The organism is Rugosimonospora africana (assembly GCF_016862975.1).
GTDB classification, from domain to species: domain Bacteria; phylum Actinomycetota; class Actinomycetes; order Mycobacteriales; family Micromonosporaceae; genus Rugosimonospora; species Rugosimonospora africana.
Genome location: NZ_BONZ01000088.1, coordinates 1 through 24509, shown reverse-complemented (window position 1 = coordinate 24509; position 24509 = coordinate 1). Strand labels below are relative to the sequence as shown.

At 67.5% G+C, this 24509-nt stretch carries 12 protein-coding genes; 5 read left to right on the top strand and 7 right to left on the bottom strand.

The annotated features are described in order from the left end of the window. Positions 1 to 178 precede the first annotated feature (178 nt). On the bottom strand, positions 179 to 934 hold the full coding sequence (locus tag Raf01_RS40725; protein ID WP_203923480.1) for a hypothetical protein: 756 nt from the start codon (positions 932 to 934) through the stop codon (positions 179 to 181). A 73-nt stretch (positions 935 to 1007) separates the two neighbouring features. Here Raf01_RS40725 and Raf01_RS40720 point away from each other — a divergent pair, with 73 nt between their 5' ends. Together Raf01_RS40720 and Raf01_RS40715 are read left to right on the top strand one after the other, a co-directional pair. Beyond that, a complete protein-coding gene (locus Raf01_RS40720) occupies positions 1008 to 1199 on the top strand; it encodes a hypothetical protein (RefSeq protein ID WP_203923479.1) in 192 nt (63 codons plus the stop codon). Positions 1200 to 1334: 135 nt separating this feature from the next. Beyond that, the gene (locus tag Raf01_RS40715) at positions 1335 to 2168 is read left to right on the top strand and encodes a hypothetical protein (protein ID WP_203923478.1); all 834 of its coding nucleotides are present in this window, start codon (positions 1335 to 1337) and stop codon (positions 2166 to 2168) included. Between the two features lie 81 nt (positions 2169 to 2249). On the opposite strand, the gene Raf01_RS40710 is transcribed toward Raf01_RS40715, so the two are convergent. Further along, on the bottom strand, positions 2250 to 4520 hold the full coding sequence (locus Raf01_RS40710; protein ID WP_203923477.1) for an outer membrane protein assembly factor BamB family protein: 2271 nt from the start codon (positions 4518 to 4520) through the stop codon (positions 2250 to 2252). Positions 4521 to 4855: 335 nt separating this feature from the next. On the opposite strand from Raf01_RS40710, the gene Raf01_RS40705 reads away from it, so the two are divergent. Continuing rightward, positions 4856 to 6721 carry a glycoside hydrolase family 15 protein gene (locus Raf01_RS40705; RefSeq protein ID WP_203923476.1) on the top strand — a complete coding sequence of 622 codons (1866 nt, stop codon included), beginning with the start codon at positions 4856 to 4858 and terminating at the stop codon, positions 6719 to 6721. 133 nt (positions 6722 to 6854) lie between these two features. Here the strand turns inward: Raf01_RS40705 and Raf01_RS40700 are convergent, their stop codons facing one another. Together Raf01_RS40700 and Raf01_RS40695 are read right to left on the bottom strand one after the other, a co-directional pair. Continuing rightward, entirely contained in the window at positions 6855 to 10673 is a 3819-nt protein-coding gene (locus tag Raf01_RS40700; protein ID WP_203923475.1) for a discoidin domain-containing protein, read from the bottom strand. Positions 10674 to 10972: 299 nt separating this feature from the next. Beyond that, positions 10973 to 11740, bottom strand: coding sequence for an SbtR family transcriptional regulator (locus tag Raf01_RS40695; protein WP_203923474.1), 768 nt, complete (start codon positions 11738 to 11740; stop codon positions 10973 to 10975). An 83-nt stretch (positions 11741 to 11823) separates the two neighbouring features. Here Raf01_RS40695 and Raf01_RS40690 point away from each other — a divergent pair, with 83 nt between their 5' ends. Then, complete coding sequence (locus tag Raf01_RS40690; protein WP_203923473.1) at positions 11824 to 12735, top strand: NmrA/HSCARG family protein; 912 nt, start codon at positions 11824 to 11826, stop codon at positions 12733 to 12735. Between the two features lie 76 nt (positions 12736 to 12811). Here Raf01_RS40690 and Raf01_RS40685 read toward each other — a convergent pair whose 3' ends face one another. The 3 genes from Raf01_RS40685 to Raf01_RS40675 form a co-directional block, all read right to left on the bottom strand. Further along, the gene (locus tag Raf01_RS40685) at positions 12812 to 17326 is read right to left on the bottom strand and encodes a glycosyl hydrolase family 95 catalytic domain-containing protein (RefSeq protein WP_203923472.1); all 4515 of its coding nucleotides are present in this window, start codon (positions 17324 to 17326) and stop codon (positions 12812 to 12814) included. A 284-nt stretch (positions 17327 to 17610) separates the two neighbouring features. Beyond that, on the bottom strand, positions 17611 to 21264 hold the full coding sequence (locus tag Raf01_RS40680; RefSeq protein ID WP_203923471.1) for a carbohydrate-binding domain-containing protein: 3654 nt from the start codon (positions 21262 to 21264) through the stop codon (positions 17611 to 17613). 282 nt (positions 21265 to 21546) lie between these two features. Further along, a complete protein-coding gene (locus Raf01_RS40675) occupies positions 21547 to 22632 on the bottom strand; it encodes a LacI family DNA-binding transcriptional regulator (RefSeq protein WP_203923470.1) in 1086 nt (361 codons plus the stop codon). A gap of 140 nt (positions 22633 to 22772) precedes the next feature. Between Raf01_RS40675 and Raf01_RS40670 the strand changes: the two genes are divergently transcribed. Then, on the top strand, positions 22773 to 24386 hold the full coding sequence (locus Raf01_RS40670) for a hypothetical protein (protein ID WP_203923469.1): 1614 nt from the start codon (positions 22773 to 22775) through the stop codon (positions 24384 to 24386). The last annotated feature ends 123 nt before the right edge of the window (positions 24387 to 24509 follow it).

Here is a 24509-nt window from a genome sequence, read left to right as displayed (position 1 = left end):
GTAGCTTCGCGACAGCGTCGTCGAGGCGCCGTGGTCACAAAGCCTAGATCGTCCTAGGACAGGGCCGCCAGGCTCCGACGTCCTCCGTAATGTGCCGCGGTCAACTCACGTTGATGCAAGACCGCTACCGGGAGCACGAGATGTTGGCGTCGATGTTCCAGGCGTCGAGCGTCACCCGTCACAGCCCGGGCGCGAAGGCATACGAGGAAGGCACCTTCTGCTGCTGAGCCGCCGTGCCGTAGACGACCGCGATCTCGTCGTGCGCGTGCAGCACGATCGCGGCCGGATCGCCATCCACCGCCTTGCCGTTGACGTACGCCCGCAGCTGGTGGCTGGCGTCAACAGTCAGGGCACCAATGTGGTCGCTCGACAGGGACACCTGCCACTCCGTGAAGAACTGTCCCAGACTGAACTGCGCCTGGGTCGGCGACTCGATATGGATCACGCCTGTGGTGTCGTGCGTGTGCAAGGGACTGATCTGCTGGGCCGCGTCATCGATGCCCACCTCGGCCGGTACGGTCACCGGTTGACCATTGACGGCCACGTCCAGGTGAGCGTGGATGTGCAGGACCGTGCCCTCCGCGCCGAGCATGGGCAGGCCGGCCGCCTGAACCGCCGCCGACGTGTCAGCCGGTACTGCCCACGGCGGAGTGCTGTCACGGCCGGTGGCGGTGTTGGCCGGAGTCGCGGGAATCACCGGAGCCGCCGTACTGGCCGACTTGCCGCCACTGAGGCCGACCACGCCGACCGCGATCAGGGCGATGATCACGGCCGCGACCCCGCCACCGATGCCCAACCTGGTCAGCTGGCTGCGGCGTTGCGCGCGGGCGGCGGCCGCCTTGGCGGCGGCGATCCGGGCACGTTTGTCCGCTTCCTTGTTTCGTCGGCCGGCGCCACTGGGCGTTCCGGCACCGTTAGGCGTCTTTGTCCCCATCGGTTGCCCCTGCGAATTCGAACGGTTCGAACGGCGACCAAAGGTACTCCGGCGCCCGGTCAAGTGGCACGTCATGGGCGGCATGGCACCGGCCTGGGCAGCGATCGAGTCGCTGTCCCGGGGACTGGCCGCCGAACTGGGACCACACGGCGTACGCCTCGTGTGTCTGAACGCCGCGGGCATGCCGGAGACACCGCAGCTGTCCGAGGCGTACGGGCTTACCGGAGCCATCGCCAACCTCAGCGGCGGCATGATCGCCGACTGATGACCTGGCCATATCGATCAAGAATGCCGCGCGCGTACTGTCTTCACCGAGAGACAGTCCCCTCGGCGGCCGCGGGACAGCCCGCCTCGCGCAGCGGTTGCACCGGCGAGGTGCGCGTCGTAGGGAGGAGGCGACGTGGGCTACGGGACACCGGATACGCAGGCTCCGCAACGGCCAAGCCGTGAAGAATTGACCGCGTACGGTGCTTCGCGGACAGGTGCGGACGCGACCGAGGCTGACGTCAACGTCCAGGGGAGAATCCTGTACCTGAAGTCCTACCTGCTGATGCGAGCGGCGATCGGCTTCCTCGGCCTCGCGCTTCCGATCGTGCTGTTCCTGGGCGACGCGTTCTGGCTGAGCGGTAGCGTGAAGGCAAGAGGATCGCTCAGCGCCTACTACCACTCTGGCATGCGCGACGTGTTCGTCGGCATCCTGTTCGGCACCGCGGTATTTCTCATCACCTACAAGGTGTTCGAACACCAGCTCGACAACGTCATCACCACGATCGCCGGAATCGCGGTCCTCGGCGTGGCGCTGTTCCCGACCAGCCGGCCCCCGGACAGCACCAGCCCACCCACTCCCCTGGAAATCCGCCTCGGCGAACAACACGTCGCCATCGTGCATTACATCTGTGCGGGGACCTTCATCGTGTTGCTCGGCGTCATGAGCCTCTTCTTCGGCATCCGGGAAGGAAAGCGGACGAGATGGCACGACGGCCAGCGCGCCCGGATGTCCCCGGCGTTCTGGCGGCGCTTCCATCTGGGCTGCGCGGCAGCGATCGGCCTCGCGCTGCTGTTCATCGGCGCGACGCAGGCGACCGGCTGGCTCAGCGACTACTCACTGATCATCGGCGAGACCGCGGCCGTCTTCGCATTCGGTTCCTCGTGGTTGATGAAGGGACTGGAGCTCAACATCCTGCTTATCCCCCGAGTCACCGCTGCGGAGTTGCCCGGCCCCGTGGTTCGTTGACGGGCCGCGACGCGTCCGGGCCCCGGAGCGTGCCCGATGCAGGGTGGCACCCGGGACCCGGCCGATGATCAGGCCGCCGCGTCAGCGCAGCCGGATGCCGTGCACCACCCCGTTCTGGTCGCCGACAGCCAGCATTCCGCCGGTGACCGCCGGCCGGCCGAACGTGTACACCAGGCTGTGCTGCAGCCAGCCGGCCCGGGCCCCGTCGGCCAGCCGTACCCCGATGAGTTTGCCGTCCACGGTCAGTACCCAGGCGGTGTCGCCGTTGACCACAACTCCGGCGTTGAACACGCGCAGCGCGAGGTTGTTCTGCCAGATCGTGGCGCCGGTGGCCAAATGAACCAGGGTGAGCACACCCCACTCGGTGGTCAGCAGGCAGGTGGCGTCGTCCAGGATCAGCGCGGGCGCGTACATCGTGCTGCCGGACACCGTCCAGCGCTTCGCGCCGGTGGCGGCGTCCAACGCGATCGCATTGGACACGGTGGCCACGACCACCAGTCCGCCGCCGACGGCCACCACCGCGTCCCAACCGCTGTAGAGGTCCAGGTGGTGCTCGTCCCCGGTCACCATCTGGTACGCCCACAGCTGTTGGCCGGTGCGCGCGTCATAGGCTCGGGCGTACCCGTCCGCGCCGGCCGCGTAGACCCGCTCACCGTCGCAGGCCGGCCGTCCCGACGAGAAGCTGGAGTCGGGCACCGACCACACCTGGTGGCCGGTCGCCGTGTCGAGCGCGAACAGGCCCTGCCCGGCTGAGAACACCACCCGCTGCTGACCGTCCACCTGGGACACCTCCGGCGCGCCCAGCACCGGCGCACCGGCGTCGAACTGCCAGCGGCGGTGGCCGGTGCGGGCATCCAGCGCGTACAGGTGATGGTCGGCGGAGGGCACGAAGACCGTCTCGCCCGCGGCGTCGGCCCCCGGCTGCCGGTACACCGGACCGGTCTGTGCCCGCCACACGCGGCTACCGTCAGTGCGCAGCGCGACCACCTGGCCGCCGCTGGACCCGGCGACCAGCAACGCGCTGTCCTGCTGGGCGCTGCCGCGGCCTGACTTCGCGTCGACGGCCAGCGCGATCCCGCCCTGTGCGGCGCCGGGCATTTGGTACTGCCAACGCTGCCGCGGGTCCCGTGCGCCGCCCGGCACGGTGAACAGGTTCGTCTGCTCCCACCAGGTGCCGTCGGCCGCCTGCACGCGCACCTGCAGCCGCTGCTGGCCGGGCGCGAGCGCCGAGACGTCAACCGTTCCGGTGAAGCGGTCGCCGTCGGCGGTCAGTGCCTGGTACGCGGGCGCGCTGCTGCCGCCGAACACCGCCTGGGGGTACGGCTGCACGCCCACCTGAGGAGAGCCCGCGTCCGGGGTCAACCGTACGGTCACCGGCAGGACACCCGCGCCGACCCGCCCGAGCAACACCTGCCGGGGCCGCTGCGCCCTCCCCTGACCCGTTCCGGTCAGCGGCATGGTGGACAGCGGCACTTCGGTCTGCGTCCCGTCCGCCGCCACGCTCACCCGGCTGACCTGGAGTACAGGCATGCCGCCGCCGTCCGTCGACTTCTCCACCCAGTAGTAGACCGGGGCGTTGAGGACCGCGTTCATCGCCACTTGAGTCAGGCCGTTGAAGTGGCTGATGTCCTCGCGGTGGATGTGGCCGGCGAAGATGCCGCGCAGGTTGTATCCGGCGAAGTGGTCAAGCACGGCCGGCTGGTCGTCGACGTAGTAGAACGAGTTGCCGAGCGGGAAGTGCTGAAACAGCACAGCCGGGGTACCGGGGGGCAGCCGACGCAGGTCGGCCTCCAGCCAGGCGAACCCGCCTGGACCGTAGTGGCCGGGCTCCTGCAGAACCTCGGAAGGGTCGAAGCCGATGATGTGAATACCGCCCGCGTCGAAGGAGTACGGCGCCGGGCCGAAGTGGGCGCGGTAGAGCTGCTTGGCGGTGGGGTCCCAGCGGGTGTCGTGATTGCCGGGAGAGTAGTGGATCTTGCCACGCAGCGCGTCCGGCAGGATCTGCGCGTACCGGTCGTACTCGTCGGGCTGGCCGGTGTCGGCGATGTCACCGCAGTGCAGCACGAAGTCGGGTTCGCGAGTGGCGAGGGCGGCGTAGATCTGGGCCAGCCAGGTGGTGGACTGGGTGTTGGTCAGGTTGATGTGAGTGTCCGTGACGACAGCGAAGCGCAGCGGCTTGTCAGATCCGCCGGGCCGGTGGCCGGGCGCGATGGCCGCCGTCGCGCCCGGAGCCGCGCCCGCTGGCGCCGCGCCGAGCAGGGACGCCAGTCCTACCGCGGCCGCGGACCCGCCGGCCATCCCCAGCACGTGCCGGCGGCCCAAGCCGCGGTGCTGGCAGGGTTGCTCATTCATCGGTGGTCACCTTTCGGCAGCGCAATGATCACAAAGATCCTTCGCCGTCCGGCTGACCTGGATCTTGCCCGTTCTTGATTGCCGGCTGAACACCTCGCGACAACGACCAGATGCTGTTACTTCCATTCAGACAACCGGAGGCGTCTTCACGGTCGGGATCAGGCACACTGGCGACGGCCAGGCACACCCCACATGAATTCCGGTCGCGGCGACTCCGAATACCGACCCCCGGATGACGTGACCCTGGCGGTGGCGCTGGACCGATGTACGCCTACTGAACTTCCGCCAGCACTTACGGTGAGGAGACGGGGCAGGGTTCTGGCGGGGGGCGGCGAGTGGAATCGTATCCGTTCGTTCATGCGCACGGCCTGATCGGCGACATGCAGACAGCGGCGCTGATCGCCGACGACGGCACCCTTGACTGGTTTTGCGTACCGAGGTTCGACTCGCCCAGCGTGTTCGCAGGACTGGTCGACGTCGAAAGAGGCGGGCACTTCAGTATCACGCCCTGCGACACCCGATACGTCAGCAGGCAGCTGTACCTGCCGGGAACACCGATCCTGATCACCCGTTTCTCGACTCCCGACGGCGTGGGTGAGGTGATCGATTTCATGCCGGTTGCCGGCGACACCCCGACTGATCGTCATCGCCTCGTCCGGATGATCCACGTCATCCGCGGCACCATGCGTTTCGAGGCCCAGATCCAGCCGCGATTCAACTATGGACGGGACCGGCATGAGGTCGATGTTCACCCCGAGGGTGCCGTCTTTCGCAGCCCGACGCTCAGCATGACCTGGCACCGGCCCCGCTACGTGGACCAGCCCCCCGCGGAAGTCGAAATCAAGCGCGACGGCGACGGGGTCCGCGTCCTGGCTACCTTGCGCGAGGGTGCCATCGGCGGAGGCATCCTCGAAACCGGCTCGGACGAGCCACCCCGTCTCATGGCCCCGGAGGTGGTCCACTCGCTGTACGAGCAGACCCGGGATTTTTGGCGGGGCTGGCTCGCCGGCTCCTGCTATTTGGGCCGGTGGCGGGAAGCGGTGGAACGCTCGGCCCTGACGCTGAAACTCCTGACATACGCGCCGAGCGGCGCCCTGATCGCCGCCCCCACCGCCGGTCTACCGGAGCACATCGGCGGGTCGCGGAACTGGGACTACCGCTACGCCTGGATCCGCGACGCCTCGTTTTCGGTTCACGCCCTGCTCGGTCTCGGATTCACCGAGGAGGCACGCCGGTACCTGCAGTGGCTCAACGAGCGGATCTGCGAGGCGGCGGACCGCGCGAGGCCGCTGCACCACCTCTACCGCGTTGACGGCTCGACCGCCCTCGACGAGGAGATCCTCGACCACCTCGAGGGCTACCGCGGTTCCCGCCCGGTGCGGATCGGCAATGGCGCCATCCACCAACTCCAGCTCGACATCTACGGCGAAGCGCTGAACGCCATCCACTTCGCGGACGCCTATGGACTGCGCACGTCCTTTGAGGCGTGGCTCAACACCGTCAGGCTCATCGATTGGCTCTGTGAGCACTGGGACATGCCCGATGAAGGGATCTGGGAGACCCGGGGTGGCCACCAGGACTTCACTTTCGGCCGCCTCATGTCCTGGGTGGCTCTCGACCGGGCCATCCGTATTTCTCGCCGGCACGGGACACCCGCCGAGATCGACCGCTGGGTCAGGGAACGGGACCGGATCTATCACCAGATCATGCGCCGGGGATACCACCCCGGACGAGGGGCGTTCGTCCAGCACTACGGTAGCGACGTAGTGGACGCCTCGCTGCTTGCCATGCCGGCGGTGGGGTTCATCGCATCGGACGATCCGATGTGGCAGTCCACGTTGCGGGCGATGGACGAGGACCTCGTCTGCGACAGCCTCGTCTACCGGTACCACCGTTCCGCGTCGCCCGACGGCCTGGCCGGAAACGAAGGCACCTTCAGCATGTGCACCTTCTGGTACGTGGAAGCCCTGGCCCGCTCGGGACGCCTGAACGACGCGCTGGTCGCGTTCGAGAAGATGCTCACTTATAGCACCCACCTCGGCCTCTACGCCGAGGAGATCGGCCCGACCGGCATGCAGCTCGGCAACTTTCCCCAAGCATTCAGCCACCTCGCACTGATCCGTGCCGCCATGACTCTCGATGAACTCATGCCCTCCACACCGGCAAAGTGTCACGCCCCGCTCGGAACCGTCTACGAATGAGACGCCGTAGCTTCCCGCTCATGGGACTGGCGGCGACGCCGTCTGGCCAGGTTTCAGCGTCAACTGCGTTGGCCGCGGGTGATCGCGGTACTCCGACCGGCGGCTGCCGCGATCACCCGCGTGATCTGCCCGCTTATTGCACGACGGACCAGACGAAGGTCGCCGTACCGGTGACTGCCTGGGAGTCCTTCGCTGTCACCGTCGCCGTGTAGGTACCGAGCGCGGTGCCGGTACCCGAGACCGTGCCGTTCGCCGCGATCGTGATGCCGGGTGGCAGCCCCGTCGCGGTAAAGGTGAGGGTCTCGGACTTGTTGGAGTCCACGGCCTGCATGGCGAACGAGACCGCAGTACCCTTCGGGCTGCTGTAACCCCACGGGTTCACCACGCCGACCGTCTCCGAGCCCGGTACACCCGAGTTCGGGGCGACATTCGCGCTGACCGCGGTGTTGGCCGGCGAAATGCCGGCGCCGGAGGTGCCCGCGGCGACCTGGCCGGTGAGTTGGTGCGCCAGGCTGGTGGTCGCCGACAGCGGCCGGTTGGCCGAGGAGTCGCCGACCGAGATGCCATAGGTACCGGCCTGGGCCTCCCACTGGTTGTCGGCGGTCGACCAGTTGGCGAGGTCGTGGATGGTCAGGGTGAAGCTGACCGTCGTGCTCTGGCCGGGGTTGAGGTTGACCCGCTGGAAGCCGGCGAGTTGTTGCGGCGGGTTCCCGCTGGCCGCCGGATCGCTGACGTACAGCTGCGCGACCTCCGCCCCGGCCCGGGAGCCGGTGTTGGTGACGGTAGCCGTCACCGTGGCGGTGCCGTTGGCGTTGAACGCGCCGACGTTGAGGTTGGAGAACGAGAAGTTGGTGTACGACAGGCCGAAACCGAACGGGAACGCGGGCGTGATGTTCTGCGACTGGTACCAGCGGTACCCGATCTTCACGCCTTCGCTGTAGCTCACCCCGGTCGAGGTGCCCGGCCACTGCGCCTGCGTCTGCGCCGGTACCTGGCTCAGGCTGCTCGGGAAGGTGACCGGCAGCTTGCCGGAGGGGTTCGCCGTCCCGAAGATCAGCGCGGCCATGGCGTTGCCGACCCCCTGGCCCGGGTACCAGTTCGCGAACACGGCCGCGACCGAGTTCAGCCACGGCATGACCACCGGACCGCCGCTGTTGAGCACCACGACGGTGTTCGGGTTCGCCGCCGCCACCTGCTGGATCATCGACTCGTCCGTGCTGGACAGGTCCAGGGTGGTGAGGTCGCTCTCCTCGCCCTCCGGGAGGTTGACGAAGATAATCGCGTCGGTCGCCGCCCTGGCCGAGGCGACCGCCTGCGGGATGTTGGCAGTGCCGTTGTCGTTGCCAGCGGTGTAGGTGACCTTGACACCAGACCCGACCGCGTTCTGGATCCCGGTGATCGGCCAGATCGTGTTGGAGCTGGTCACCGTGCCGCTGCCGCCGCCGGCGAGTTCCACGCCGGCACCCGCGTCGGTGCCGATCACGGCGATCGACTCGGTGCCGTTCGGGTTCAGCGGCAGAATCCCGTTGTTCTTCAGCAGGACCGAGCCCTCCTCGCTGAGCTGCAGCGCGGTCTGCTGGTGCGCCGCGGACGTCACCGTGCTGGAGAGGGAACCGCTGGCCGGGTTGTCGAACATGCCGAAGGCGAACATCTGGGTCAGGATCCGGGCGACGGCCGCGTTCACCGCGTACTGGCTCAGCGTGCCGTTCGCGATCGCGTTGGCCATGTCGGTCGCGATCGAGCCCGGGAACGGCATCCCGATCTCCATTCCGCCGACAACCGAGGCGACGTTGTTGTAGTCGGCTCCCCAGTCGGAGGTGATGTAGCCACCGAAATTCGCCTCGTTGTTCAGGCCCTTGATCTGCATGTCAGCGTTCTGGCAGGAGGCGGCGCTGTTGACGACGGCGTACGAGCACATGAACGACGCCGGAGCCGACTGGTAGACGGCCGACTGGAAGGGGGCCAGGTACAGCTCCTGCAGCGCCTGCTCGCTGACCGTCTCGTTGTTGTTGCCGTTGGGGTACTGCTCCTGGTCGTAGGCCGCGACGTGCTTGACCATCGCCTGGACGCCCTGGCTCTGCAGGCCCGTGACCTCGGCCGCGGTGATCCGGCCGGCCAGGTAGGGGTCCTCACCGTAGGTCTCGTAGGTCCGGCCCCACCGCGGATCGCGCACCAGGTTCGTTGTGGGCCCGAGCGAGACGTTCACGCCTTTGCCCGCGAATTCGGCGCCCATCGCAGCGCCCTCCTGCTGGATCAGTGCCGGATCCCAGGTGGCCGCGGCGTTCTCGCCGTCGGGGTAGGCGGTGACCCCGCCCGTCCCGTCGCCGACTCCGTTCGGCCCGTCCTGCATGTTCATCGCCTTGATGCACAGGTTGGGGATGGCGGCGACCTGGCCGATGTACGACGAGCCGCCGTCGCCGGAGAGCAGGGTGAACTCCTCGGACTGGTTCATCGTGTTCAGCACCTGCTGGACGCGCTGGGCAACCGGCGCGGTCGAGTTGACCCACGGGCAGACCCCGTTGCCGCCGTTGCCGTTGCCGCCGCTGATCGGGGCGACGGTGGTCAGGCCGTAGACGCGGAACTCGAGGATCGAATCGCCCCACTGGGTCGCCCGCGCCGTGGCGTACACCCGGATGTAGCGGTCGGTGGCCGAGACGGTCAGCGACTCGCTGCCGCCGACGGCGGTCGTGGTCGAGTAGACCGTGCTCCAGGTCGCGTTGTCGTTGGACACCTGGATCTGGAACGCCGAGGCGTAGGCGGCCTCCCAGAGCAGGCTGGCACCGCAGATCTGGGTCTGGGAGCCGAGGTCGACCTCGAGCCACTGCGGGTCGCTGTACGCGCTTTCCCAGCGGGAGCCGGGATTGCCGTCGGTGGCGAAGGACGCCGGGTTGGCGGTGGCGGAATAGGTCGAGGAGGCCGTCGTCGGCTGGCCCACGGCGAGATCCTGGTACCCGCAGTACTGGGTCGGGCCGCCTCCCCCGCCGGTCGGACTCGTGGTCGGTGTCGGGCTCGGACTCGACGTCGTACCACCGCCGGTCGTGTTGACGGTGAACTCCCAGATCGAGTACCCATACCCGGTGGCGCGCGCCGTGCCGTTCATCCGGATGTACCGGCCGGTGCTGGAGACGGTCAACGCCTGAGTCCCGCCGGTACCGGTCGTGGTCGAATAGATCGTGCTCCACGTCGACCCGTCGTTGGACACCTGGATCTGGAACGCGCTCGCGTACGCGGCTTCCCACTGGATCCCCACCTGGCACACGGTGACCGTGGCGCCCAGGTCGACCCGCAGCCATTGCGGGTCGCTGGACGCGCTCGACCACCGGGTACCGGCGTTGCCGTCCACGGCGGCGCTCGCCGGGGTACCGGCGTTCTCGGTGGAGGACGCGGTCGCCGGCTTGTTCAGTGCGGCGTCGGCGGTACCGCAGCCGCCGCCACTGCCGAGCGTGCCGTAGACCTGGAACTCCCACAGCGAGTACCCGTACCCGGTAGCGCGTGCGGTCCCGTACACGCGGACGTACCGGCCGCTGCCCGAGACGTTGAGCGTCTGCGTGCCACCGGTACCGGTCGTGGTCGAGTAGATCGTGCTCCACGTCGACGCGTCGGCCGACACCTGGAGCTGGAACGCCGTGGCGTAGGCGGACTCCCACTGCAGCACGACCTGGCTGATCGTAGCCGTCGACCCGAGGTCGACCTGGAGCCACTGGGGATCGCTGAACGCGCTCGACCACCGGGTACCGGTATTGCCATCGACCGCGGCGCTCGCCGGGCTGCCGGCGTTCTCCACCGACGACGCCGTGGCGGGCCTGCCCTGCGACAGCAGGGTCGCCGCGGCCCGGGCGGTGCCCACGGCGACCGCGAGCCAGGCCAGTAGGACCAGGATGAGCGCACCGGCCAGGATCAGCCGGTGCGGATTTCGGGCACGCCGAAGCGGCACCAGGGCAACAGAAACCATGACTCTTCCCCACGGGACGGTATGGGACGGAAGGAAGAGCGCTCTCAGGATTAGAGATTCGCGGTACCGCCGCACCCTGTCAAGATTGAGCGCCCACCCCGGGCCGCCGCTGGCAAGCCGCCGCAGGGATTTGTGGCCATCGACGAGCCGGACCGGAACCGCGCTGACCAGGACTTTTTTCGGGACTAAAGTTAAATGGCGGACCGCAGTCTGTCGGCAAAATTGGCACACGGTTGCCAGGGCGGGGATGACGTCGTCACCGCCCGTCCAAGATCCGTTCACCTCCGGGCGAGCGACGCTCAGCCGGCGATGCGGCGGCGGCGGGCGCGTTGGCGACAGGTGGGGCCGCAGTATCGCGCCGGCCGCCCGGTGGCCCGGATGCGCAGCCGGATGCCGCACTCCACACAGTGCTCCACGGCGTGTGCCGCGGTTTCGTGACGCGAGCGCGAGACCGCGTCACGAAACACGGCGGGTTCCGTGACGGGCCCGGTGCGCAGTCCATCCAGCAGCAGCCGCACCAACCGCATGCCGTGTGCCCGGCTCCGGTGCGCCGACCGCAGCGCGGCACCACCGGCGATCAGCGCGGACAGATCGTCGACCTGCACATCAGCGCGTATCGCACCGGCGCGCCTGGCATCGCGCAGCAGGCGGTCCAGCGCCTGGCCGAACCGCTGCGCGGCGGCGGCGAGCCTGACGTGCGGCCAGCCCCGGTCAGCGGTGAGCGCGTCGCAGACTCCCTGGCGAACCGCGGACTTCTCGATCGCCTCGAACAGGAACCCGAGCAGTGCCTCACCGGGCGCGGTGCGGCCAGTCCACCGGTCGGCCGCGCGCACCAGACTCTCGACGTGTTCGGCGAGCACCGCCTCGATCAGCATCTCCTTGCTGGGAAAGTGCCGGTAGACGGTGCCGGCGCCGACCCCGGCGCGCTTCGCGATCCGGCCGAGCGGCACGTCCATCCCGTCCTCGGCGAACACCCGCACCGCGGTGCGCAGCACGACTTCCCGGTTGCGGCGGGCGTCGGCGCGACCGGCAGGTGTGGCACCGGGTAGCGAAGGCACTGGCGTCATGTCACGTAATCCTTGTCCGCGCGCGGTAACCGGGTGGATCGTTCCGGGTCGTGCCAGTATCACGCATCCCAGGAACGGACGCCATGACCACCTCCACATCGGGCAACCCCGACTCCCCCATCCTCGTCACCGGTGCCACCGGCAAGCAGGGTGGCGCCACCGCGCGGCGCCTGCTTGCCGCGGGACGGGCGGTACGAGCCCTGGTGCGCGACCCGAGCGCGCCCGCCGCCGCCGCGCTCGAAGCCGCCGGTGCCCAGCTTGTACGCGGCGACTTCGACGATCCGGCGAGCCTGCAGCCCGCACTCGACGGCGCGGTCGCCGTGTTCGCCATACCGCCCTCGGCCTTCGGCCCGGCCGGACCCGACACGAATCTTGAAGTGGCACGCGGGCGGGCGCTGATCGACGCGGCGGCCACGACGGGAATCCAACAGGTGGTACTCAGCACCGTCGCGTCCGCGTCGACAGCGCTGCCGGGCTCAGCGGGAAAGGCCCTGATCGAGCAGTACCTGCGCGACCGCATCGCATTGCCCACCGTGCTGCGTCCGGTCCGGTTCATGACCAACTATCTCGGCGTCGGAAGGATCGCCATCGACGGAATCGCCAACGGCGTACACCGCCATCTCTTCCCGCCGCACGAACCCATGCAGATCATCGCGCTGGAAGACATTGCCGAATTCGCCGCGCTCGCGTTCGCGGATCCACCGCGATTCGCTGGACGAACCCTGGAGTTGGCCGGTGACCAGCCGACTCCGGTCGAGGCCGCCGCCGCCATCTCCGAGGCGACCGGCGTTCCGATCCGGTACGAGCAGCTCACCGACGACGAGGCCGCCGCGATCGGCCCGGAGGTCGCCGACACCAGGAAACGCTGGCAGGCCGGTCACCGCTGGCACGCCGACATCGAGGCACTGCGCGTCATCCATCCCGGACTGCGTACCCTCAACGACTGGCTCACCGAGTCCGGGGCCGCCGCCATTCGCGGCCACCTCACACCCTGACTCCGACACTCTGCCGACCCAGGGGAACGCCTGCGGGAGCGGCACTTCCCGGGGAAGTGCCGCTCCCGCCCTCTCCTTATCCGGCCGGTGTCGTGGTCACCGTGACCCCGCGGTCGTTGGCCGCGTACAGCTCGAACGAGGCCACGTTCGCGTGCGAACCGTTCGTGCCCAGCCAGCGGTAGTACCGGTAGGGCGTGGTGCTGTCGACAGCCTTCACGTACCAGGAGGACGAGTTCGCCGTTGTCGGGCTGTCGGTGATCGTCACCAGATCGACGAAGCCGTCAGTGGGCGACGTGTTCGAGCCCTGGAGTGTCGCCCCCGCGATCCGAGCGGCGTTCGTTCCCGAGCGCGGCAGGAACCGGAGCACGTTGACCGCCGTCGGGCTGCCGAAGTCCCAGCCCACGTACGGCGTCGCCGAGCTATGGTCGTAGAACGTCGACGGGTTGTCGTCGAACGCGTTCTGCGGCGGGTACGAACCCGAGCTTGTCGAGCCGAACGCGGTCCCGGTGCCGGCGCCGTTCAGACTCAGGTTCCGCAGCGGCGGGGGTACCTCGGCGAAGGTCACCGTGGCCACGACGTCCGCGGCGCCCGCAGCCGTCGCCGTCACCGTGTAGCTGCCGTCCCCCGACACCCACAGCAGGCCGCCGCTCGCATCGATGGTCTCGCCGGGCGCGGCCGAGTCGTCGGCCGGCGTGACCGTCCACGTCCGCCCGGCCCCGGCGAGCAGCTGGACCACATGCCCGCCATTCACCGTCACCGCACCCACGCCGGACAGGTCGACCTGCGGGATGTCCGCAATGCTCGCGGCCGCCGATGCCGCCAACAGGGCGGCGAGGGCGGCGTCGACGTCCGGCTGGGTCGCCTTCGGGTCGTCGTTCAGCGTCTTCGCCGCGGCCAGCGCGGCCTGCAGGGTGTTCCACGCCTGCGGGGTCGCGAAGTCATCCGCGGTCAGCTGCGAGGCGTGGGCGATCGCCGCAGCGAGATCGGTCTTGTCCGCCAGGTTTCTGTCCGGCAGGGTGACCGCGAGGGTGGGGTCGATCGCCCGGATGGCTTCGTTCAGCGCGACGGCCGCGAAGTACGCGGTGTCCTTGCTGATGTTCACCGCGGAGTAGCCGGAGTAGCGCGCCTTCACCCCGAGGGCGTTGATGTACGCCATCTGGAAGCGTTCCTGCTGTCCCTCCCAGTTCGGGCTGGCCGAGACCCGCGTGAAGCCTCCCTTGCCGGTGCCGTCGCCAGCGTACGACGAGATCGACTTCGCCGCAGACAGCACCGAGGTCAGCCCGTCGTACCCGCTGTAGTCCTTTCCCGCCCCGGTCACCGTGACGGTGGTCGTCACCGGGGGCAGGCTCGGGTTGGCCATGCTGGTGCCGGTAATCGTCACGGTGCCCGCGCCGCGCGCGACCACGAGACCGTTCTTGTCGACCATCGCCACGTTCTGGTTGCTCGACCGCCAGGCGATCTGCCGGTCGTAGGCGTTGGCCGGAGACACCGAGACCGTGAGCTGCAGGCGGTCCGTGCCCGTCACCTTGTCGGTGCTGGCGCTGGTGGACGCCGGCCCGTAGATCGTCGCGTCCGGCGGGCTGAGCAGCGTCAGCCCGGTCGGAACCGTGGACACGTCGGCGACCTGGACCTTGATCGTCTGGCTCACGCCGCCCTTGTCCAAGCCGCCCGGTTCGACGGTGCGTGCGGTGATCGTCGCGTCCGCGACCTTGCCGCGGCCGGAGCCGACGGCCCTGATCGTCGCCGTCCTCGCGTCCCCGGAGACCCTCACGACCTTGTCGTCGGACGATGTCCACATGACCCTGTCACCGGGCTTGGCGCCTTCGAGCGTGACCGCGACGGTGTCGGTGCCGGCGGGGGCGTTGCGGTTCTTGCCGTCGTACACGAGCGTCGTGGAGTACTTCGAGAGCGAGATGCCGGTGACGAGGTGGGTCTGTTGGGTGGTGTCGACCATGACCAGGTACCGCTTGCCCGGCTTGGCGTTGAACACGATCTTGCCGCCGCGCACGTCGTACTTGACGCTGTCGCCCAGCGTGTCGTTGGCGCGGACCTCCTGAATGACCGGACGGCCGGCGGCCCACGGGTCGACCAGCGCGATCTTCCCGTTCCGCTTGCTGGTCAGGTCCACATAGGACACCGAACCGCTGGTCGCGTCGAACGCGCTGGACACCTCGACGTTGCCCTTCGCCCCCAGCCGCTCATAGCTCAGCGACTGAGTCCGGTCCCAGTTCGGGAAGACCTGCAGAGTCGTCGGTACGTCCGGTGTCGTGCCGCTCTGCAGCAGCATCGAGTCCAAGCCCTCCATCGCACCGACGGTCTCGACCGCGCCACCGCTGCCGTAGTAGGTCAGGTTGCTGGTACGCACCTTGGCGGCCAGAGCGGTCTTGAATTTCGCCAGCAGGTCGGCGGCCGGCCAGCCGGCCCGCGCCGCGATCGGGAACACCTTCGGGAAGCCGTTGTTCTGGCTGCTCCAACCGGCGAATCCGGTGGCGGCCCACGCGTTCATGTACTCCAGCGTGTTGCGTACCTTGGCGAGCAGCTCCGGATCACCGTCGAGCTGCTGCACGTTCTCGAAGGGGAACACCACGCCCTCGAGCTCGACCGGCTGGTCGCCCGGCTCGATCATGTCGACGTGCGGCTGGTTCGGCGACTGGTAGTCCGTGGCCATCAGCGTCGGGACGAAGTTGTCGTTGTTGTTCGCGGAGAAGATGCCTTGGGGCAGCATGGCCTCCGGGAAGGCCGTGTGCTCCGCCAGGTCCTTCCAACGGGCGACCGTCGCCTTGGCCTCGCCCATCTCGGCGGCGTGCTGGGAGAGGAACGTCGACATGTACTTGATCGCGCCCATGTCGAGGTCGGGGTTGATGTCGGCGGCGTCGCCCTCGTGGATCGACGAGCCGACCACGGAGTAGTGGTACTGCCCGTTCCCGTCGTCCTGCTTCAGGACGTAGGAGCTGTAGAAGGCGAGCAGCTGCTTCAGGTACGGGTACAGCACAGTGCGCAGGTAGTGGTCGTCCAGCGTGTACTCGTAGTAGGAGACCATGTTGACGGCGGAGAAGTAGCCGTTCGACTTCTGGTCGGTGGACCCCGAGCTGAACCCGTAGACCGGCACCGCCGCCTTCGGCGCGAGCGCCGGCTGGGGGTTCGCCATCACATCGAACGGAGTCTCCGTCCGCACATGCACCGCGCCGTCGAAGCCCTGCGCGGCGGCGTTGTTCTGCTGCCACGGCAGGTCGTAGGCGATGACGCGGTTGAACGGCACCTCGGTGTCGACGCGGTTGGTTGAGCCCGACGCGTAGTACTGGGCCTGCTGGTTGTAGTTGAGGAAGTACCGGCCGCCCCAGCCGACGTTGTCCGCCGGGACCCACTCCCCGTACATCGAGCCCGGCAGGTTCTGCGGGTTCACCTTCCCGTTCGCGCTCGTCGGGCGGTTCGAGCTGCCCAGCACGTAGAGCGAACCGTAGTAGTACTGGGCCAGCGCCGGATCGGTGAACTGGACATAGCTGCGCAGCCAGTAGTCCTTCCACCAAGCCTCGTGCGCGGCCTTGAGCTTGTCGATGGCGCTCTGCGAGGCGTACCCGCGGACCTCATTCACGGCGTCCTGTTGGACATCGTCGACGCTCTTGATCGCGGTGTAGTTGCCGCTGCTGCTCGCCAGGTAGGTGACCAGCGACGCGGTCGCGCCCGGAGCGACGGTGAAGTTCCCCGACTCGCCCAGAGAGTTGTAGTACTTGCCCTTGTTGCTGTCGTAGTAGTCATTGGCCTCGACTTCCTGGCGCGGGTCGACGAGGCTCGCGCCGACGACCGCCGTCGCGGTCGCCATCCGGCTGCGGTAGCCGCTGGTGTTGCTCGTGGTGCTGTCCCGCGTCGTCCACAGGACGGGATCCGTCTGCGAGGAGTCCACGCCCCCGGTGTACGGATAGGTGTTCTGCGCATCGGTGAGGTCGGTCGCGCTCGCGCTCGCGTAGGCCATTGCCGGGACCCACTGCTTCGCCTTCAGCGTGACCGGCGCGGTGCCGCCGTTACGGACCTCGGTGACGAAGACGTCCGCCGTATCGGCTGTCCACGAGCTCAGCTGGATCGCGGCGTCGCCGCCCTGGTCGTCCTTGAGCTGGAGGTTCGTGGTGACCTCGGCGTCGAGGATGTCCTGTCGCATGTTGAACGCGGCAGCCGCGCCGGTTCCGGCCCCGGTCGTCGGCCAGACGTCCAGACCGCCGCCGGCCAGAATCCCCGCGTTGTCCTTGACCGAGGTTCCCTGGGCGTGCAGCTCGCCCCAGAAGTCGTTCTTGGCGAAGTAGAACTGCTGGGAGGTGGTCGACACCCCGGCCGCGACAGCGCCGATGTCGCCGTTGCCCATCAGCTGCCCGGTCGTATAGCTGCCCTTGTCGACATCACTGATCTTGAGCGGCGACGTCACCGAGCCGGAGATGCCGGAGAGCATCTGCTGGAGCTTGCCCCAGTCGTTCTGGCCGAGATGGTCGAGCACCGCCTGCGGCACGTGGAACTTGCCGGTGGCAGCCTGTGCGGGGGCCGCCATGGGGGTGGCGACAAGAATGGCGAGCGTGAATACCACAGCAATTGAGGAGCGTCTCACATCGACTCCTTGAATAAGGGGGTGAAGAAGCGTGTGGCAACTCGGGAAGTAGGTCGACCGTGCGCAGGGCCGTGATGCGGGGCATGGCGTGACCATAGATCGGACGTTTTGCCGAACACAAGACTTGATCTGGTCCATCGTCGGAATTTCCGCCACGCAGTAGTCCGATGTCTGGCGGACTGACAGTCCGCCAGAGCTTCAGCCCAGCTGCGTGCGGGGCCCTGATTTCGTCAGGGCCCCGCGTGTCATGGTCGGTTCCGAAGGATGCGATCGCGCGAGGCACGTCAACCCGCTTGTCCGCCGACCACCTTCGTGAGCTTGAGGTAGTCGATGACGATCGACCCCGGCTTCACGGCCTCGAAGCGGATCGGATGCTGTCCGGCGTCCGCGAAGGTGACTTGCCCCAGGCTCACCGGGACGTACTGGTTGGCCGTCGAGCTGTTCTGGTCGACCTCCGCCCCACTCGCGACGCCGTCCACGTACGCCTGGACCGTCGCCCTCCCGGACGTGTTGGTCTTGTATTGGTACGAGATGTCATAGGTGCCCGCGACGGGAACATCGACGTTGAACTGGATCCACTCCCCTGCCGGCACCGAGCTGGCCTGCAAGTACGCAATACCGTTCGTCGAGGAGGTGGACAGGGTGATGGTCGGGACGCTCTTCTCGACCGAGCCGAGCTGTGACTCCCCCTCGATCACCAAGTCCGGTGAGACGACGATCCGGTACTCCGCTCTGGTCGTGCCGTCTTCCGCCGTGACGACCAGGGCGTCCCCGGTGTCGAGCAACGCGTCCGCGCTCTTTGGCCGACCGTCGGGATCGGCGACCGCATACGACTGGGCCGTGCCGTCCGTCGACTCGATCTGCGTGGTCAGGTCGGCCGCCGTGGAACCCAGCACCGTTGTGACGACCCTCGATCCGGTGTCCAAGCTCGTCACGTTCTCATGCCCGTCCTGCTTGAGCTGGATGGCGGTGCTGTGCGGGTCCTTCACGATCGGCGGGTATGCCTGGGCGTCCGACACCGTCACGTTGGTGAGGTCTTCGAGAGGAGTCAGATTGTTTCCCCAGGTGCCGTCGTAGAAGGCGGAGTTACGCAGGTTGATGTTGCTGGCGTTTTTCAGTTCGACGACGCTGGGATTGTTCTTTCCCCTCACCATCGTCACAGTGTCGAGCTCCGCATTCTTGACGTCATCGAGCACGAAGGCGTAGCGGTCGTCATTGCTCTCGAAGTTCGTGGTCACGTTCGTGAAGCTCAGCCCGTCCACGTGCCTCGCCCAGAACCCGTAGGAGGGCTGCACTCCGAAGTCTGCGACGTTGTACTTCCCGACGCCGAGTTCCGGCGGGCTGACCTGCGAGTCCTTGTAGCTATTGCCGCCCTTCACCAGCAGGTTCACGTTCTCGAAGCTGACGTTCTCGACGTAACCGATGGTGCGACCGTCCGGCAGGGCCGGTCCGCCCTCGCCGACCTGGTAGCCGGCGATGATCGGCGTCGCCTTGGCCTGGTCGGTGTAGGGAACCCATCGCTTCGAGGGGTCGCTGTACTGGCTTCCCTGATAGACCTCCTCGATATTGACGTCCTTGATGTGAACGTTGCGAACATGGCCGATGTTGACGTTGGTGCTCAGCAACTCGTCGCGCTGCACGCCGTTCTCCATGAACTTCGTTCTCTGCGCCTTCCCGCCGATCACGCGGCCCCGGTTGGAGATCGAGATGAAGAACGGTGTCCGCGTGCGTCGCATCTGCGCCTCGTGGTGGACCGGTCCGGTCCTACCCGAGTTCAGGTAGACGTTCTCCACCGTCGCACCGTCGTTCGTGGAGATGGAGAAACCGGCCTTGTTTCCCGCTAGCACATAGATGTTGTCAACATAGGCGTTCCTGATGTCGTCGGCTGTCTCGCTGCCGATCTGGAAAAGGTTGCAGTTCGTGTCGCCGATAATGTTCCGGACGTAGAAGTCGGTCGCCGGCCTGGTGAACCCCAGGGCGGAGTCGCTGCCGGGTTTGACGATGTCGTCGGACGTCCCCTTGGCGTAGACGTTCTTGACGTTGACGTAGCTGCTCTCCATGAGGTCGAAGACGTCTCGCGCCTGCCCGCCCTTGCCCTTGTCGTAGTAGAAGTCGTGAATGTTGATGTGGTCCGTTCCGGTAGCCAGCAGCGCGAAGTGCCCGGCGTTGTCGACCCTCAACATGTTGCTGATGTCTGTCTGCTTCGACTCGGTCGTGCCGTCCTTGGCCAGGCTCTTGATGTAGTACGGCTGGTCGGTCGTGGGTGAGTCGGTCTCGTCGTACCAGAGGTCCAAGCCGTTGTCGATCCCGCCGAACTCGAAGTTGGTGCTGAGCTTCACGGTCACCAGTTTGTCGGCCCTGAGGTCCGGAGCGTTGTCCATGACGCCGTCGCTGGTCACGATGTTGCCGTTGCCCGTAATCCGGCCGTTCCCGATGATCTTTACGTTGTCGACCCTCTCGCCGAAGAACATGCTGTTATGGAAGTAGGTGTGGCCGACGTCCTGCTTCGTCGTGTTGTTCTCGGGATCCTCGTAGGGCCCCGGGTCGGTCGGAGAGGTACCCGAGCGATACGCCAAGTCGGAGAAGTACAAGGGCTCAGGCGCGTCGGCACCCTTGATCGCGGAAATGGTCGCGTCCCTGTTGACGTACAGGTAGACGTTGCTGAGCAGGTGAACGGTCCTGACGTTGAACGTGCCGTTCTCGAACAGCAACGTTCCGCCGCCGATCGCGTTGAGGTAGCCGATCGCCCGATTGACCGCATCCGTGTCGTCGGCGACCCCGTCGCCCTTGGCCCCCATCAGCTTGGCGTCCAGCTTGCCGGTGTAGAACTTCGCGACGTTGGACTCGCCGTGATTCGTACCGCCGCTGACGTCCAGCCTGAAGTCGTACTCGGTGTTCGGTGTCAGGTCCTTGACCTCGACTTCCCCGGAGCGGGAGTCGACCTTGGCCTTGCTCTGCTTCCAGGTCGCGCCCTGGTCCGTCGACTGCATCAACCTGACGGACGCCGCGTGCTGGGGCGTCGTCCACCGGAATCGCGCCGTTGTGTAGGTGTCCGGGGCTTCCTTGTAGGTCAGGCTCTTGTCGAGCACTCGCTGCAAGTCGCTGACAGTGTTGACGACCTGGAGGGTGGCCGTGGCTGCCGGGCTCGTCAGTTTCTCGGGCTCGGAGGTGGTGTAGGAGGCTTCAAAGGGGTAGCTGCCCCGCTTCACCGAGACGTGCGTGAACCGGATCTGCAGGTCGATGCCGTTCGACGGCCTGAGATCGAGCCCGTGGAACGTGATGACCTGGCCGCCGTCTCGAGTGTCCTCGATCGTGGCCGTCCCCACCCTCTGGAACCGGTAGCCCGCTCCGACCCTGCCGATCGACTGCGTCGCGAGCCCGGATAGTTTGACTTCCCCCCGCCCGATGACGTTGACGGTCGTGTTGTCCATCGTGGCGTGGATCCCTCGCGGCACCCGCACGCGCACTTCCGTGGCGGGACTTCTCATGCCGGAGGTGAAGTTCACGACCACATCCGAGCTGGTGTTCGCGGTGATCTGGCCGGATTGCAGCCCCAGCTGGCCGCGCACGGCGCCCTTGACGACGTCGATCGTGTAGTCGTGGGTCTTATGTCCTGCGGTCACGGTGAGGACGTCGCCCGGCACGACGCGGTCAGCGGCGTGCTTCTGAGCACCCTGTGAGTCCTCGACCGTGTAGGTCTGAGCGGACCCGTCCGCGGAGGTGATCTCCTTCAGCAGCTGGTCCACCGTCTTGACCTCGAGAGTGGTGCGGCCCTGACCCTCGGCGGTGTCCACTGTGTAGATGAAGGTGTCACCGGACGCCAGAGTGATCGTGTTGCTCGAGATGTCAACGACGTGGATGCCCTCCGCCGAGGGGACGACAGACACGGAGCCCGGGGCCGTGCCGCGGCTGGCCGGTGCGGGCGCCGGGTCAGGCACTCGCCCGCCTTCGGCAAGGGCGGGTGGGGCTATGGAGAGCACCAGAACCGTCAAGGCAGTTCCCAGGAATGTCGCGCGGGTGGCGCTCTTCATCGGTCCACGACCTCTACCTCTACTTCCGATCTGCCCGGCAGCGCAGGCTCGCCGACCCCGGGACGGAGCCGCACCTGACCGTAGTTCCGGTGCGGCCCCGCAGACCATCAGTTGCTGTGAGTTGCCTTGACGCGTGGTAGAAGGCGAGAGGTAGCGCGACGAAGTGGCACGGCCGGTCCTCCAGCGCGTTCAGGTAGCCGGCGTACCCGCCGGTGTTGAGATCGGCGGGCGCACCGGGATTGCGGGGGGAGCGAGCCGGGCCGGGCGCCGTTCATCCGTGGAGGCGCGGACCACCAGGCGGGTCGGAATCGAGACCGGTTTGTCAACCGGAGGCTGGGCGCCGGAGATGAGGGCGAGCAGGCTTTGCACGGCGGTGCGTCCGAGGAAGCGCAGCGGCGCGGCGAGGGTGGTCAGGCCGGGCGTGACCAAGTCAGTACCGAAAATGTTGTCGCACCCCACGACGCTGACGTCCTGCGGCACCCGGACACCGGCGGCCGAGAGGCCGCGCAACAGTCCCAGCGCCACCAGATCGTTGTAGGCGATGACCGCGCTGGTCGATCGCCGCCAGAAGTCGTCGGCGGCGGCGACGCCGCCGAGCATGGTGGGCGGATAGGGACCGAGACGGTGCAGTCGCAGGCCCCATTCGACGCCGGCCTCACGTAACGCCTGCCAGCGGATGCCGTCCGACCACGCGGCCTCCGGCCCGGCCAGATAGGTGATGTGGCTGTGTCCAAGGCCGTGCAGGTGTTCCACGGCCTCCCGCATGCCGTGCCGGTAGTCGGTCACCACCGACGGCACACCCGCGACGGCCCGGTTGAGTACGATCAGCGGCCGGAGCTTGGCCATCATCCGAATCGAGGTGTCGGACATCCGGGTGCTGGCCAGCACGATGCCCTCCACCGTCCGGGCGGCCCGGTCCAACGTCTCCCGCTCGAGCCGGTCGGACTCTTGGCCGTCGGCGAGCAGCATCGTGTAGCCGACCTCCATCGCCGCCGCCTGAGCACCACGGATGATCTCGAAGCAGTACGGGTTGGTGATGTCGGAGATGGCTAGCGCGATCATCGAGGAACGCTCGTTGAGCAGCGCGCGGGCGAGGGGATTGGTCCGGTAGCCCATCTCCTCCGCGATCCTGCGGATCCGCCCGGCGGTCTCTGCGTTGACCCGGGCCGGGCGGGCGAACGCCCGGGACACCGTCGAGGCCGCAACGCCCGCGGCCCGCGCGACGTCGTAGATGGTTGGTGCCGCCTGCCCGTCACCGCCGGTCGAGCCTGCCACCGGGCCTCCTCGAGGTAGCGCGGACGTTGTCCCAATCTAGATCTTGAGACAACGGACGACAACCTCTTGCCACCTTCGAGACGGCCTCGGCCTGAGACGGTATGAGCGGCCGGGTTGCATCGGATCGCTCCAATGGGTTCATGCCCACGATGCGTGACCCTGACGTCGATATCGAATCCCAGCTGGTTGACTGCGTTCTCAGCGGGGAACTGCTTGACCTGGCTGGCGCGGAAACGGTTGATGAGTCGGCTATGCGGTCCTGGGATGACTCACGGACCGTCCAGGCGAATCTGATCCGTGAGATCCTTCGCGGACGGCGAGCTACCAGCGCTGACCCGCGCGGGCTGCGGCTGCGGGGGGCGCGGATCGCTGGGCGGCTCGACCTTGAGAACCTGACGGCTGCCGTCGCCCTGGAGTTGCAGGATTGTTTTCTGCCTGACGGAATCATCGCCCGCGACGCTGCCCTGCCCGGCCTTGCCCTCGATGGTTGCCTCATCGAGCACCCCGCTGAACCGCCGTTGGCGGCTGACCGGCTGCGCTCCGCGGCCGGCGTCTCCCTCGTGGGAAGTGTCGTCATTGCGGCGGCGACGGCCGGGGCGGTGCGTCTGGCCGCCGCGCACATCGGCGGCCAGTTGGACTGTTCCGCTGCACGGATTCGGAACAGATTGGGGCCGGCGCTCAACGCCGACAGTGTGCACGTCGACCAGAGCGTCTTCCTCCGGCGCGGGTTCGACGCGGCGGGTGCCGGGGAGACAGGCACGGTGAACCTGTCAGGCGCGCAGATCGGCGGCCAGCTGGACTGTTCCGGTGCGCAGATCCAAAACCAGTCGGGGCCCGCCCTCAACGGCGATTGTCTGCAAGTCGAACACGGCATGTACCTCCACAATGGATTCGAGGCTGTCGGAACCGGTGGCGGTGGCGCGGTGCGCCTGCTCGGTGCGCATATCGGCGTCCAGCTGACCTGCCGAGGAGCGAAGATCCGAAACGGGTCTGGACCCGCTCTGGCCGCGGACCGCGCACACATCGACGGCAGCGTCAATGTCGGAGATGGGTTCGAGGCAAACGGCGCCGGCCAGTACGGTGCGGTTCGCCTCCCTGGAGTGCAGATCGGCGGTCGGCTGGGGCTGTCCCTCAACGGTGTGCAGAACGAGTCCGACCCGCAGAGCCGGCTCCTGTTGGATGGATTGACCTACGGCGGCGTACCGATCGGCCCATCCATTGACGACTTGCTCGGGTTACTGCGCCACGGAACCCCCGTCTACGCCGCGCAGCCGTACCAGCAGTTGGCAGCAGGGCACCGGGCTGCGGGCCACGACCGAGACGTACGCAGGATTCTCATGGAACAGCGGCGGCATCAGATCCAGGCCAAAACGACGACTGGCAAGGGCGCGCGAGCCTGGGCACGGCTGACCGGCCTCACCCTCGGGTACGGATACCAGCCATGGCGAGCTCTCATCGGGCTGCTGGCGGTGCTCATCACCGCCGTTGCACTCTGCGTCCTCGCCGGTGACGGCCTGACTCACACAAGGAACTCAACCACATCCGGCACCGCATGCACGTCGGTGGAACGAGTCGGCGTGGGACTCGACCTCGGCCTTCCCCTGATCAAGACCGACGCCCGGACTCAATGCGACCTCACCGCGACCGCCGCCGGTCAGTGGCTGACCGTAGCCGGTTGGGTGTTGCAGTTACTGGCATGGGGATTCGCCACGTTATTCATCGCCGGCTTCACCGGCGCAGTCCGCAAGACCTGACAGTGACGACAGTCCAGAACCGTTGCGTCATCCGCGCCTTCGCGGGTCGGCACCCTCGCGTGGCCCACCGCACCCGATTCGGCATGAGCGGCCCGTGCTCCGGATGCCTAACGCGCCGCGTTG